The 13,668-nt window shown below is 61.7% G+C and carries 12 protein-coding genes; 9 read left to right on the top strand and 3 right to left on the bottom strand.

The window, feature by feature from the left end; genetic code table 11:
- Positions 1-51: 51 nt before the first annotated feature.
- Entirely contained in the window at positions 52-183 is a 132-nt protein-coding gene (locus IG197_RS36340) for an SH3 domain-containing protein (RefSeq protein ID WP_246765258.1), read from the top strand.
- On the opposite strand, the gene IG197_RS27080 is transcribed toward IG197_RS36340, so the two are convergent.
- Both IG197_RS27080 and wrbA read right to left on the bottom strand, forming a co-directional pair.
- A complete protein-coding gene (locus IG197_RS27080; protein ID WP_192316003.1) occupies positions 177-1,160 on the bottom strand; it encodes an alpha/beta fold hydrolase in 984 nt (327 codons plus the stop codon). The genes IG197_RS36340 and IG197_RS27080 overlap by 7 nt on opposite strands.
- A 153-nt stretch (positions 1,161-1,313) precedes the next feature.
- Positions 1,314-1,943, bottom strand: coding sequence for an NAD(P)H:quinone oxidoreductase type IV (wrbA, locus tag IG197_RS27075; protein ID WP_192316001.1), 630 nt, complete (start codon positions 1,941-1,943; stop codon positions 1,314-1,316).
- Positions 1,944-2,126: 183 nt separating this feature from the next.
- Here wrbA and IG197_RS27070 point away from each other — a divergent pair, with 183 nt between their 5' ends.
- From IG197_RS27070 to IG197_RS27050, 5 genes are all read left to right on the top strand, one after another.
- On the top strand, positions 2,127-2,885 hold the full coding sequence (locus tag IG197_RS27070) for a competence/damage-inducible protein A (RefSeq protein WP_192315999.1): 759 nt from the start codon (positions 2,127-2,129) through the stop codon (positions 2,883-2,885).
- Between the two features lie 92 nt (positions 2,886-2,977).
- Complete coding sequence (locus IG197_RS27065; protein ID WP_067961480.1) at positions 2,978-3,817, top strand: universal stress protein; 840 nt, start codon at positions 2,978-2,980, stop codon at positions 3,815-3,817.
- A gap of 117 nt (positions 3,818-3,934) precedes the next feature.
- A complete protein-coding gene (gene gpt, locus IG197_RS27060) occupies positions 3,935-4,432 on the top strand; it encodes a xanthine phosphoribosyltransferase (protein ID WP_055970685.1) in 498 nt (165 codons plus the stop codon).
- Between the two features lie 246 nt (positions 4,433-4,678).
- Complete coding sequence (locus IG197_RS27055; protein WP_067966450.1) at positions 4,679-5,170, top strand: NUDIX hydrolase; 492 nt, start codon at positions 4,679-4,681, stop codon at positions 5,168-5,170.
- A gap of 633 nt (positions 5,171-5,803) precedes the next feature.
- The gene (locus IG197_RS27050) at positions 5,804-9,583 is read left to right on the top strand and encodes a vitamin B12-dependent ribonucleotide reductase (protein WP_192315998.1); all 3,780 of its coding nucleotides are present in this window, start codon (positions 5,804-5,806) and stop codon (positions 9,581-9,583) included.
- 461 nt (positions 9,584-10,044) lie between these two features.
- Here the strand turns inward: IG197_RS27050 and IG197_RS27045 are convergent, their stop codons facing one another.
- Positions 10,045-10,503 (bottom strand): host attachment protein, encoded by a 459-nt coding sequence (locus IG197_RS27045; RefSeq protein ID WP_185910110.1) that lies wholly within the window; start codon positions 10,501-10,503, stop codon positions 10,045-10,047.
- A 182-nt stretch (positions 10,504-10,685) separates the two neighbouring features.
- On the opposite strand from IG197_RS27045, the gene IG197_RS27040 reads away from it, so the two are divergent.
- The 3 genes from IG197_RS27040 to IG197_RS27030 are packed head-to-tail and all read left to right on the top strand — an operon-like array spanning position 10,686 to position 13,621.
- Positions 10,686-11,693, top strand: coding sequence for an efflux RND transporter periplasmic adaptor subunit (locus IG197_RS27040; protein ID WP_192315996.1), 1,008 nt, complete (start codon positions 10,686-10,688; stop codon positions 11,691-11,693).
- Positions 11,694-11,696: 3 nt separating this feature from the next.
- Positions 11,697-12,938: an ABC transporter permease gene (locus IG197_RS27035; RefSeq protein WP_192315994.1), complete on the top strand. Its 1,242-nt coding sequence runs from the start codon at positions 11,697-11,699 to the stop codon at positions 12,936-12,938.
- On the top strand, positions 12,935-13,621 hold the full coding sequence (locus IG197_RS27030; protein WP_067961471.1) for an ABC transporter ATP-binding protein: 687 nt from the start codon (positions 12,935-12,937) through the stop codon (positions 13,619-13,621). Before IG197_RS27035 ends, IG197_RS27030 begins: the two co-directional genes overlap by 4 nt.
- Positions 13,622-13,668: the final 47 nt, after the last annotated feature.

Here is a 13,668-nt window from a genome sequence, read left to right as displayed (position 1 = left end):
CGCGGCACCGGCTTCCTTGCCGTGCGCGCCGGCCCGAGCGCCACGGCGCCCATGATCCATCAGCTGTTCAACGGTGACACCGTCGAGATCACTGACAGGCGCGGCAGCTGGTACTTCGTCGGCGTCGACGGTTTTGAAGGCTGGGCCCACCGCAAATGGATGAGCAATTCCTGCGGCTACTGACCTTCGGCCCGTTCCGAGGCGAATGCCTTGGCAGCAATGCGCCGGATCATCGCCGCCACCCGTTGCGGCTCGACGAATTGCGGCATGTGGCCGAGGCCTTCGACCAGGTCGAGCTCCAGGCCCTTGATCCTGCCGATCAGGGGTTCACCGTGCAGCCGGTAGTCGAGCACACGGTCGGCGTTGCCGAACATCACCGCGACCGGCAGGTCGAGCTCGCCATAACGCGCCTCGATGGCGCCGAGATCCCGCTCGATCGCCACCATGTCGGCTGAGGACGCGTAGAAATGGCTCGGCCGCAGCCCGGCAAAACCGCCGCCTGACGTGCCATAATCCTTCGGTGCCGCCTGCGGCGAAAACAGGAAGGCCAAGGTCTGCGGCGCGTATTTCAGGCTCGTCGGTATGGCAATCGTCTCCGCCACCAGATGGCGCTTCAGCCGCGACTTGATGTAGAGCGAGCGGAATTCCGGCCGCAGTTCGTTCTCCAGATGTGTCAGCGGCGACAGCAGCACCAGACCCGACACCGCCTGAGGATGGTTTTGCGCCAGCGTGAATGCGACCGCACCGCCAAGCGAATGGCCGACGACAAGCGGCCGCTCCAGCCCAAGTCTTTCGATGAAGCGCGCGACCAGTTCGGCCTGCTCGACCAGGCTGCCGGAAAAGCCGGCCGGCCGGATGGAATAGCCCGAGCCCGGCCGATCGAGTGCGATGCATCTGAATTCGGCGAGTTCGGGAAACAGCGGATGGCGGAAATGGTGCAGTTGCGCGCCGAGGCCGTGGATGAACAGGATCGGCCGGCCCTGCCCTTCGTCGGCATAATGAATGTTGTGGCGGCCCAGTTGCAGGAACTTGCCGCTGGCCGGCACGGCGCGTTCTGCCTGTGCCGATATCCTGCGTGTCGCCAGCACGAAATAGCCGCCGACAAGGGCAATGGCTAGGAAGGCGATGCTGGCCACCCAGCCGAGAATCGTCGTCGCCATCGAACCTCCTGGAAGCAATGCCGGCAGTCTAGCCGCCCAGGAGCGCGGGCTCAAACACACCAATGCAAAACGGGCGGCCCAGCGGCCGCCCGTTCACAAAAATCATAACGATCCGAAGCTGTTAAGCAAGTTCGTTGCTAAGCAACGTCTCTGTTATGCAACTTCCTTGACGGCGTTCGAACCCTTGCCATGCAGGCGGATGGCGATCTCGGCCACGCGCCTGCCCTGGAAGTGGGCGCCTTCGAGTTCCTGTGCCGAAGGCTGGCGCGAACCGTCGCCGTCCGAGGTGGTGGTCATGCCGTAAGGTGCGCCGCCGCGGACGACGTCATTGCCCATCTGGCCCTGATAGGCATAGGACAGCGGCACGATCACCATGCCGTGGTGCTGCAGGTGGATCTGGGCGTTGATGAGCGCCAGTTCGGCGCCGCCATGCTGGGTCGCGGTCGACACCATCACCGAGCCGACCTTGTCGAGCAGCGCGCCCTTGGCCCAGAGCGGGCCGGTCTGGTCGAGGAAGTTCTTCATCTGCGAGGCCATTGTGCCGTAGCGGGTGGCGGTGCCGATGATGATGCCGTCATAGTCGGCCAGTTCGAGCGGGTCGGCGATCGGCGCTTCCTGATCGAGCTTGTAGTAGGCGGCCTTGGCGACTGCCTCGGGCACAAGCTCGGGAACACGCTTGATGGTCACGTCGGCGCCGGCGGCGCGGGCGCCTTCGGCAGCGGCCTTGGCCATCTGCTCCATGTGGCCCCAGCTCGAATAGTAGAGAACAAGAATCTTAGCCATTTCATCTCTCCAAACGGGAAATCTCGTTGCGCCGTCTTGGGTCGGCGGCTGGGGAGAGATGTAATGCAATGGGCGTTCAATGAAAGCGTGCCAATACGTGACGCATCGTTCACCAAACAGCGACCATTGCCCGCTTGTGCTCTCGGCTGTATCTCACTGTTGCCTTTGAACGGAGCATTCGACATGGCCGACATCGTCACCGCAGCAATGGTCGTCATCGGCGACGAGATCCTGTCCGGCCGCACCAAGGACAAGAATATCGGCCACCTCGCCGACATGATGACCGCCGCCGGCATCGACCTCCGGGAAGTGCGCATTGTAGCCGACGACGAGGACGAGATCGTCGCCGCGGTCAATGCGTTGCGCGCCCGCTACGACTACGTCTTCACCACGGGCGGCATCGGACCGACGCATGACGACATCACCGCCGACTCGATCTCCAAGGCATTCGGCGTGCCCTGCGAATACGAGCCGCGCGCCTATGCCATGCTGGAGGCCAACTACGCCTCGCGCGGCCTCGAATTCTCCGAAGCGCGCAAGCGCATGGCGCGCACCCCGCGCGGCGCCGAGCTGATCGAGAACCCGGTCTCGGTGGCGCCCGGCTTCCGCATCGGCAACGTCCACGTCATGGCCGGCGTGCCGTCGATTTTCCAGGCGATGCTCGACAATGTCATGCCCACCCTCAGGACCGGCGCCAAGCTGCTGTCGACGACGGTGCAGTGTCCCTATGGCGAAGGCACCATCGGCGGCCCGCTCGGCGAGATCCAGAAGGCGCATCCCGACACCATTATCGGCTCCTACCCGAAATATCTCGACGGCAGCTTCTGGACCGAACTCGTCGTGCGCTCCCGCTCCGAGCAAGCCATGGACGCCGCCCGTATCGCCATCGAGGCCATGCTCGCCGACATCGCAGCTGCTGCCAAAGCCGCCACAACGACTTGATCCCAAACACTTGATCCAGGTCACATGGGAACAAGTAGCCGCATGATAGTGTTTCTTTGCTGAGCAGATTTCTGCGCACAAAGGAGGGTTCCATGCCGTTCAAGACAATCGTTGCCATCATCCAGAGCGAACGCGACGTCAGCCGCGTTCTCGACGTGGCGATCCCGTTTGCCGACCGGCACGAAAGCCACCTGATCGGCGTCCACGCCGAGGCGCTGGCCATGCCCTACACGACGGCTGTCGGATTTCCCGACACCGAATTCATCCAGGCCAATGCCGACCTGTGCAAGGAGCGCGCCGAAAAGGTGCAGAAGGCATTCCTGTCGCGCATCGAGACGTCGGGCGTGTCGTTCGAATGGCGCAGTTTCGAGAGCTTTTCCGGCGACAGCGCGCTGTCGGGCGTCGAAAGCGCACGTTGCGCCGACATCGTCATCGTCGCCCAGGCATCTCCGGATGCGAAGGACTCTGTTGCCGCCGATATAGACTCTTTGATCTACGAGGCCGGCCGGCCGGTGCTTGTCGTGCCGCATGCCGCGCCGCTGATCTCGACATTCCGCCGCATTCTGATCGCCTGGAACGGCAGCCGCGAAGCCACCCGCGCTGCCTTTGACGCCCTGCCCTTCATCATCGAGGCCGACGCCACCGAAATCCTGGTCATCGATCCGGTCGAAACAGCAGCCCAGAGCATGGACGCGGCAGGTGCGGAGATCGCCTCCGCCTTTGCCCGCCATGGCGCCAAAGTGTCGGTCAGTGTTCAGGAATCGCGCGGCCACACGGTCGATGCCGTCATCCACAACAAGGTTGTCGAAACCGGCGCGGACCTCCTGGTGATGGGCGCCTACAGCCATTCCTGGATCCGCGAATTCCTGTTCGGCGGCGTCACCCGCAACGTCCTGCAGGCCGGCGACACGGCTATCCTGCTGTCGCGGTAAGATTACCGCACAACTCCTGCCGCCCCGCCCTTGCCAAGGACGGGGCTTTCCGGCTAATTCCGCCTGCATTCCCATATTTCCGCGCCATATGGCGCGCCGAGCCGGAGTGCGCGTCAAATGTCCCTTCCCGAAAAAGCCTTTCCCGTATCCTGGGACCAGTTCCATCGCGACGCGCGTGCGCTCGCCTGGCGTCTCGCCGGCGTCAACCCGCAGTGGAAGGCGATCGTCTGCATCACCCGCGGCGGCCTGGTGCCCGCGGCCATCATCTCGCGCGAACTCGGCATCCGCCTGATCGAGACGATCTGCATCGCCTCCTATCACGACTACACCTCGCAGGGTCAGCTGCAGGTGCTGAAGGAGATCACGCCCTCGCTGCTCGAAGGCGAAGGCGAGAACGTGCTGATCGTCGACGACCTGACCGACACCGGCAAGACCGCCGCGATCGTGCGCGCGATGATGCCCAAGGCGCATTTCGCCACCGTCTACGCCAAGCCCAAAGGCCGGCCGCTGGTCGACACCTTCGTGACCGAGGTGTCGCAGGACACCTGGATCTATTTCCCCTGGGATCTCGGCTTCACCTACCAGAAGCCGATCGCCGAAGACCACATGGGCTGAGCCGCGACGCCTGTCTCCGAAGTCTCGAGCGGCCCGGCCGTTAGAGCGCCGCGCGTCCTGTTCGGACGCGCAAAGGACGCTCTGACTATCCAAGGGTTCGCATCGTGTTTTCCGAAAATCGATTTCGATTTTCGGGCCGATGCGTGCCGGGCGCCTTCATTATCAATCTATTTACTTTTGTTACGGAGGATTAACCGTACAATTCGTTACGCGGCATATGAGTCTTCTGGCTGGGTGGGACTGCCGATGCTTATGAAGCCAAGCTACCACAATCACCTTCTTGAGCGGATTCGCCGCCTGTTCGGTGCGACGCCGTGCCGAATGCAGGTCGCCGCCCTGCCCTGGCACCGCACCGCAACCGGCATCGAGGTCATGCTCATCACCAGCCGCGACACCGGACGCTGGGTGCTGCCCAAGGGCTGGCCGGAACCGTCCGAACGGCTGTGCGAGACCGCAGCGCGCGAGGCGAGCGAAGAAGCCGGCCTCAGCGGATCGGTCGACACCCACGAAGCCGGCCGCTATTTCTATCTCAAGGAGCTTTCCAACGGTGAGCAGGTCGCCTGCGAGGTGCTCGTCTATCCGCTCGAGGTGCGCAAGGTCGCCGAGAAGTGGAAGGAGCGGCGCCAGCGCACGCGCAAGTGGGTCTCGCCCAGTGAAGCCGCGCGCATGGTCAACGAACCCGATCTTTGCCGGCTGATCTCGTCCTTCGGTGCCGCGCACGGAAAATTCGCCGCCTGAAACGGGCTTGCGCCCGCGCAGTCCTGGGTTCGCGGCCCGCCCTGACCGCCCTTTCGCCGGCTTCGTTCACGCGGCCGGTTCTCCCCGTTATCCACACAAGTGACACACAAGATGTTGGGGTCACAAAAACTGCATAAACGACTTCTTGACGTTAACGGCCGAGTCGCTTTTTATGACTCAAGCGCGCTTGTTGAGCACGTGACCGGAAAGTTCTGAGGCCGGTCCTTTTCTCCAGATTTAGTGAGTTCCCGCTCGCATTTGCACCCCCACAGACGGGGTGGTTTCGCGCGCGGTTCCGGGGTGTCCAAGAGGTTTGCGGGTAAAAATTGGGGACTGGCGGAAATCTTCTGTTAACACTATATTTAGTGTTTGCAGGCAGCCTGAACGCTAGATAGTGTGAGTTGTCCCTCCATGAGGGAATCGCAATCAAAGTTTCAGTTCGACGGGCCCGGTGCGGGCCGCAGGCTTGAGGAAAGCAGTCTCCGCAAGGAGATTATCCAGCCAGGCGGCGGCTAGTCCGGGAAAAGGCAACCGGCTGTCCAGGCAGCCGGATCAACGGGCTTGCGTCTTTCGCATCAGCAACGGGAAATCTCCCGCGAAAGACGCTATATATAGACAAAAGGAAATCGACCGATGCGCATCGAGCGGCGTTTCACCAAGGATGGACAATCGGCCTATGCGGAGATCGAGTTCCGCAAGGCCCTATCCGAGATCAAGAACCCCGACGGTTCGGTGGTGTTCCGCCTCGACAACATCGACGTGCCGGCGCAGTTCAGCCAGGTCGCTGCCGACATCCTGGCGCAGAAATATTTCCGCAAGGCCGGGGTGCCCGCCCGCCTGAAGAAGGTCGAGGAGAACGACGTCCCCTCCTTCCTGTGGCGCTCCATCCCCGACGAAGCCGAACTGGAAAAGCTGCCCGAGAACGAACGCTATGGCTCCGAGACCGATGCCCGTCAGGTCTTTGACCGCCTCGCCGGCACCTGGACCTACTGGGGCTGGAAGGGTGGCTATTTCAAGTCCGAAGGCGACGCCCGCGCCTTCAAGGACGAACTGGCCTACATGCTCGCCACCCAACGCGTCGCGCCGAACTCGCCGCAGTGGTTCAACACCGGCCTGCACTGGGCCTATGGCATTGACGGTCCCGGCCAGGGCCACTTCTATGTCGACCCCTTCACCGGCAAGCTGACCAAGTCGAAGTCGTCCTACGAACATCCGCAGCCGCATGCCTGCTTCATCCAGGGCGTCCAGGACGACCTCGTCAACGAGGGCGGCATCATGGACCTGTGGGTGCGTGAGGCACGGCTGTTCAAATATGGCTCGGGCACCGGCTCCAACTTCTCGATGCTGCGCGGCGAAGGCGAAAAGCTGTCCGGTGGCGGCCGTTCGTCGGGCCTGATGAGCTTCCTCAAGATCGGCGATCGTGCCGCTGGCGCCATCAAGTCAGGCGGCACCACCCGCCGCGCCGCCAAGATGGTCGTCGTCGACGCCGACCACCCCGACATCGAGGCCTATATCGACTGGAAGGTGAAGGAAGAGCAGAAGGTCGCAGCACTCGTCACCGGCTCCAAGATCGTCAAGCAGCACCTCGCCAAGATCATGGCTGCCTGCGTCAACTGCGAAGGCCAGGATGACGATTGCTTCGATCCGGCGATCAACACCGCGCTCAAGCGCGAGATCAAGGCCGCCAAGAAGAACGCGGTGCCGGAAAACTACATCTACCGCGTCATCCAGTTCGCCAAGCAGGGCTACACCTCGATCGAGTTCAAGACCTACGACACCGACTGGGATTCGGAAGCCTACCTCACCGTTTCGGGCCAGAACTCCAACAACTCGGTCTCGCTCAAGGACGACTTCCTGCGCGCCGTGGAAACCGATGGCGACTGGCACCTGACCGCCCGCAAGGACGGCAAGGTGATGAAGACGCTCAAGGCGCGCGACCTGTGGGAAAAGATCGGCTACGCCGCCTGGGCTTCGGCCGATCCGGGCCTGCACTTCAACACCACGATGAACGACTGGCACACCAGCCCGGCTGCCGGCCCGATCCGCGGCTCCAATCCGTGCTCGGAATACATGTTCCTCGACGATACCGCCTGCAACCTGGCGTCGATCAACCTTTTGCCCTACCGCAACGCCGACGGCAGCATCGACATCGCCGCCTACGAGCACACCGTGCGGCTGTGGACCATGGTGCTCGAAATCTCGGTCATGATGGCGCAGTTCCCGTCCAAGGAAATCGCCAAGCTGTCCTACGAGTACCGTACGCTTGGTCTGGGTTATGCCAATATCGGCGGCCTGCTGATGACCTCGGGCATTCCGTATGACAGCGACGAAGGCCGCGCCATCGGCGCAGCTCTGACCGCGATCATGACCGGCATTGCCTATGCCACCTCGGCCGAGATGGCCTCCGAGCTCGGCGCCTTTGCCGATTACGACCGCAACGCCGACAACATGCTGCGTGTCATGCGCAACCACCGCCGCGCCGCCTATGGCGACAAGGACGGCTACGAGAAGCTGTCGGTCAATCCGGTGCCGCTGGTGGCAAGCGACGTCAAGCAGCAGGAGCTGGTCAGCCACGCCCGCGCTGCCTGGGACCTCGCCATCGAGCTGGGCGAAAAGCACGGCTACCGCAACGCCCAGGCAACCGTGATCGCGCCGACCGGCACGATCGGCCTGGTCATGGATTGCGACACGACAGGCATCGAACCTGACTTCGCACTGGTCAAGTTCAAGAAGCTCGCCGGCGGCGGCTACTTCAAGATCATCAATCGCGCAGTACCGGAAGCGCTGCGCACGCTCGGCTACACCGAGGCCCAGATCGCCGAGATCGAGGCTTATGCCGTCGGCCACGGCAATCTCAACCAGGCACCCGGCATCAACCCCGGCTCGTTGAAGGCCAAGGGCTTCACCGACGAGAAGATCGAAGCGCTGAATGCGGCGCTGAAGAGCGCCTTCGACATCAAGTTCGTGTTCAACCAGTGGACGCTGGGTGCCGACTGGGTGAAGGAGACTTTTGGCTTCACCGACGCGCAGCTCAACGATTTCTCGTTCGAAATCCTGCCGGCCATCGGCTTCTCCAGGAAGGACATCGAAGCCGCCAACATCCATGTCTGCGGTGCGATGACGCTCGAAGGCGCGCCCTTCCTCAAGGACGAGCACCTTGCCGTGTTCGACTGCGCCAATCCCTGCGGCAAGATCGGCAAGCGTTATCTCTCGGTCGACAGCCACATCCGCATGATGGCGGCAGCCCAGCCCTTCATCTCGGGCGCCATCTCCAAGACCATCAACATGCCCAACGAGGCGACGGTCGAGGACTGCAAGAGCGCCTACATGCTGTCATGGAAGCTGGCGCTGAAGGCCAACGCGCTCTACCGCGACGGCTCGAAGCTGTCGCAGCCGCTGAATGCCTCGCTGATCGCTGACGAGGACGAGGATGAAGACGAGGTCGTCGAGGCGCTGATCGCAGCACCTGCCGCCGCCAAGGCGGTACAGGTCACCGAAAAGATCGTCGAGCGCGTCATCGAGCGTCTCTACCGCGACCGCGAGAAGCTGCCGAACCGCCGCAAGGGCTACACCCAGAAGGCTGTCGTCGGCGGCCACAAGGTCTATCTGCGCACCGGCGAGTTCGACGACGGCCGCTTGGGCGAAATCTTCATCGACATGCACAAGGAAGGCGCTGCCTTCCGTGCGATGATGAACAACTTCGCCATCGCGATCTCGCTCGGCCTGCAGTACGGCGTGCCGCTCGACGAATATGTCGAAGCCTTCACCTTTACCAAGTTCGAGCCGGCCGGCATGGTCATCGGCAACGATGCCATCAAGAACGCCACCTCTATCCTCGACTACGTCTTCCGCGAGCTCGCCGTCAGCTACCTCGGCCGCCACGACCTCGCCCATGTCGACCAGTCGGACTTCGACAAGACCGCACTTGGCAAGGGCATCACCGAAGGCAAGGCCCTGCCCTTCTCCAAGGGCCTGACCCGCGGTGCCTCGCCGCTCAAGGTCGTCTCGGCCGGCGCCGGCAACGACCCCAAGGGTTCGGCCACCACCGCCCCGGCGCGCGCCACACCGGTGACCGCCTTCTCCGGTTCCAACGTGCTGTCGCTGTCGCCAAAGGCTGCGATCTCAGCTGAGGAATCGACCGCCTACAAGCGCGACTACGAGGAGCGCGCCAAGGAACTGGCCGAGGAAATCACCGTTGAGGAGACGGAGGAAACGGTGACGACGTCGCTGTTCACCGACGCCGCCGCCCAGGAAGCCTCCGACGCCAAGAAAGTCGCCGCCGACCGCCGCGCCAAGTCGATGCTGCAGGGCTACACCGGCAACTCCTGCTCCGAGTGCCAGAACTTCACCATGGTCCGAAACGGCACCTGCGAAAAGTGCGACACCTGCGGCGCGACATCAGGGTGCAGCTGAGGCTGGCCAGCAGTGGGCAGACACCCAAAGTTGTGTGCCTGAAAGCCAATGTTGTGTTCCTGGAGCGGCGAAACGGCCGCTCCTCGATGAGAAGTAAGGGAAGCTGCGAAGAGTGCGCAGCTTGAGGATGCCTGAGAGCTGCCTCTTGGGCGGCCACCCAAAGTTGAAAATGCCCTGACGCGTCACCGTATCTTGCTCAGCAACAAGATGGATGGCTCATCCGACACTCAAAGTTGGCTCGCCTAGATCGATAGGGAAAAAAGCCCGGACATATAGATGTCCGGGTTTTCGCTTTCTGGCTCTCTGTCCCTGGTTAAGGGCGTGAAGGCTCGCGGGCACTCGCGCCTCCACGGAACGGTACATGTGATTGCCTCCTGTGATCGGCATTCGCTCGCTTGGTCCAGCATGTCACATGCTGTCTGACGCATCTCCTCGCTTGTTTGTTCGCATGGATCCGCATTTCAACAAACCTGGATATCGAGCTTGTTCAGGGCTTGCATAAGCTGGAGCTTCGGCAGTTTGGTGAGATCTTTTGCGACCTCTTTCACCAGTGTGGAAACCAGAACTCCGGGTAGGTTCTGACGCAGTGTCCCGAGCATGCGTGGCTCGGCGACGATCGCAAGATGATCGAATTCATGGTCGGCGTAGCGCCGTCCCAATTCTTCAATGAGCGTAATCGCGAACTGCACCTCTTGCTCTTGGACTGGGTCAGACGCGTACTCCATCGCGGAGCGCCGTCTTCCCTTGGACGCAAAGCTGCGTCCGGGTCTGTCCGACATGATCTCGCGCAGTGTTTTGTGATTCACCTCGAAAACCAGATCGTCCAACAAGGCTGCGTCCTCGTTGTCGCCCTCCATTTGACGAATGATGCGAGCACGAGCACCATCCGCTACCAAAATCCACGTTTTCTTGCGTTTCATGGCGCATTCCTTTCGGAGTGGTTCTTGATGGTCGCAAGAGAATAAGTCGGTGCTCGCCACCTCGCTTTGACCGGGGTCAAGGCGCGCATGGAACAAAGTCCGTTTTCTGAAGGCGGGCGAAGCAACCGGGCGAGCGAACCTCCCTTCTGGCAGCGACATAAGACCTAGCAGGAGCAAATGCTGTGCGGCTGGCACGATACATATACAGCCTTGTTGCTATCGGTGCGGTGGCAGGAGCTGCCGCCTGGCATTTCTGGCGCCCCCCAAGCGTGTCGGTTGCGACGATGTCGCGCGGAGACGCGGCCGAAATCGTCTATGCAAGCGGTACAGTCGAACCACGGACCTGGGCGAAAGTGGCCCCGGTGGTTCGCGAACGTATCGTCGAACAATGCAACTGCGAAGGGTCCCGGGTCTCACAAGGCGACGTTCTGGCTCGTCTGGATGATAGCGAAGAGCGCGCGGCACTGGCCGAACTTGAGGCACGACGCTCGCTGGCCCAAGAGGATTTTCGGCGCTTGTCCGTACTTGCCGAACGGAACGCTGCCAGCCGACAAGCGCTCGATCGCTCCCAAAGCGAGCTTCTGCAAATTGAAGCCCTGGTCGCTGGGCGGAAAGCCCGGCTCGAGACTTATGTTCTGCGAGCGCCCAGTCCGGGGATCGTTCTCAGGCAAGATGGTGAAGTGGGCGAGGTCGCCGAGCTAGGTACGGTTTTGTTTTGGGTCGGGGAGCCAAAACCACTGCTCGTGGTCGCAGATGTCAACGAAGAGGACATTCCCCGCGTCGAAGTTGGTCAACGCGCCCTTCTTAGAGCCGATGCCTTTCCGAAGCAAAAACTCGAGGCTCAAGTCGACAGCATTACGCCAAAAGGCGATCCGGCGACGAAGACCTATCGCGTCCGCTTTCGGCTGCCCGATGAAACACCGCTGCGCATCGGGATGTCGACAGACATCAACATCGTCGTCCAAGTCTCGAAGAATGCCCTGCTCATTCCCTCTGCTGCGGTTGACCAGAACCATGTCTTCGTAGTCGAGGACGGCAGGTCACGACGGCGCGATATTCGTATCGGCATCCGCGGCACGGGCAGCACCGAGGTTCTGGCTGGCCTCGACGAAAAGGCCCTCGTCGTCACTCCCTATCCTGCCGACCTCGCCGACGGTAGCCGTGTGATCATCTCTGGCCCAGAGGAGTAGATCATGCCCCTCATTCTCGACATTGCGGTCACGCATATCGCCGGACGCGGGCGACAGACAGTTGTGGCCATCCTGGGTGTTGCTGTTGGCGTGGGCTTCTCAATTGCCATGGCCGCATTGATGCAGGGTGGGCAGGACGATTTCGTCAGGCAGCTCATCAATACCATGCCTCACGTTGCCATCACCGACGAAATGCGCACAGCCCCCCGGCAGCCTGCGGAGGACGTTTTTGCCACTGCCGCCATTTCCGGGCTGAGGCCACGTGATGATCGGCGTGGGATCATCAATCCGACGGCTGCAGCAGCCTGGCTCGACACCTGGGTTCCCGGTCGCTTCTCGACGAGCCTGAAGACGCAAGGTGTTATCCGCTATGCCAATCGAGAAGCTGGCGCCGCGGTCATCGGGATCGATCCGATGCGAGAATCCGCTGTTTCGCCGATCATCGAGGAGTTCGTTGAAGGCAGCTTCGCAGCGCTCGCGGCGGGCGGCAACAACGTGGTGATCGGAGACACCATGGCTTCTCGGCTAGGTGCCAGCTTTGGAGACACGATAACGGCCGTTTCCTCAGACGGGCTTACCCGCGCGTTCAGAATTGTGGGCCTGTTCCATACCGGGACAACGATTCGTGACGAAGGCGAGGCCTACGTTCTGCTGAAGAATGCTCAAATCTTGTCAGCGCGCCCGAACGCCATCAACGAGATACGAATTAAGCTCGACAATCCGGACAGCGCACCTGCGGTGGCGCACCGGGCTGAGACTGAGCTTGGCTACAAGGCTGTTGCTTGGCAGGAAGCGAACGAATCCATCCTCGAGGCCCTCGTTGTCCGCAACGTCATCATGTACACGGTGGTAGGTGCGATCATGCTGGTCGCCGGATTCGGCATTTACAACATCATCTCCACCATCACGCATGAGAAGGCGCGTGACATCGCCATCATGAAGTCGCTCGGCTTCCCCGAAGCCGACATGCGTCGCATGTTCCTGATGGAAGGCTTGGCAATCGGCGCTGCCGGCTGCGCGTTCGGTTGGCTCCTCGGCCTTGCAATGACCTACGCTCTATCGCAGGTTCGCTTCGAAATCGCCGCGACCGGTCAGGAAATGACCCGGCTGCCAATCACGTGGAGCATTCTGCACTATTTGAGCGCTTCAGCTTTTGCACTGGGCTCTGCAGCGGTCGCTGGATACTTGCCCGCCCGCCGTGCGGCCCGTCTCAATCCTGTCGACATAATCCGGGGCGCATCATGAGCCCGCTGATCGAGACCGAACGACTGACGCGTATTTTGCCGGAAACAGTTCCGGTAACGCTCGTCAAAGATGTCACGCTGAGCATCGGCGAAAAGGAATTCGTGGCCGTTACTGGACCGTCTGGGTCCGGTAAGTCTTCTCTGCTCTACTTGCTCGGGCTCCTTGACAGCCCCACCAGTGGCACACTGAAGATCGGTGGACGCGACACCGGACCCATGGACGAGAAGGAGCGCTCCCGTACACGGCTTTCGATGATGGGTTTCGTCTTCCAGTTCCATTTTCTCCTGCCAGAGTTCACCGCGCGAGAGAACGTGGAGATTCCAATGCGCAAGCTGCGCCGCCTCGAACGAAGCCAGATACGCGAGCGGGCCAGCGAGTTGCTCATATCCCTGGGGCTTGCCGAGCATCTCGACAAACGGCCTGACCAACTGTCGGGCGGCCAGCGACAACGGGTCGCCGTGGCGCGATCGCTCGCAAACGACCCGCCGATCATCCTTGCCGATGAACCGACGGGAAGCCTGGATAGCAAAAGCTCCGAGCAAGTTTTCGAGATACTCCAGCACCTCGTACGTGAACGCGGCAAGTCCATCGTGGCGGTTACGCACGACCTCGAAATGGCAGCCCGCATGGATCGCCGCATCCATCTTGTCGACGGCAAGATCGCTGAAGTGGTCCCAGGCTAGCTTGGCTTATAGTGGCGATGCGCCCGCCCCGGGACGATTGCCTCCAA

Source organism: Aminobacter sp. SR38, from assembly GCF_014843375.1.
GTDB classification, from domain to species: Bacteria; Pseudomonadota; Alphaproteobacteria; order Rhizobiales; family Rhizobiaceae; genus Aminobacter; species Aminobacter ciceronei.
Note: the sequence above shows the minus strand (reverse complement) of the source record. Positions and strands in the feature narration are given on the sequence as shown.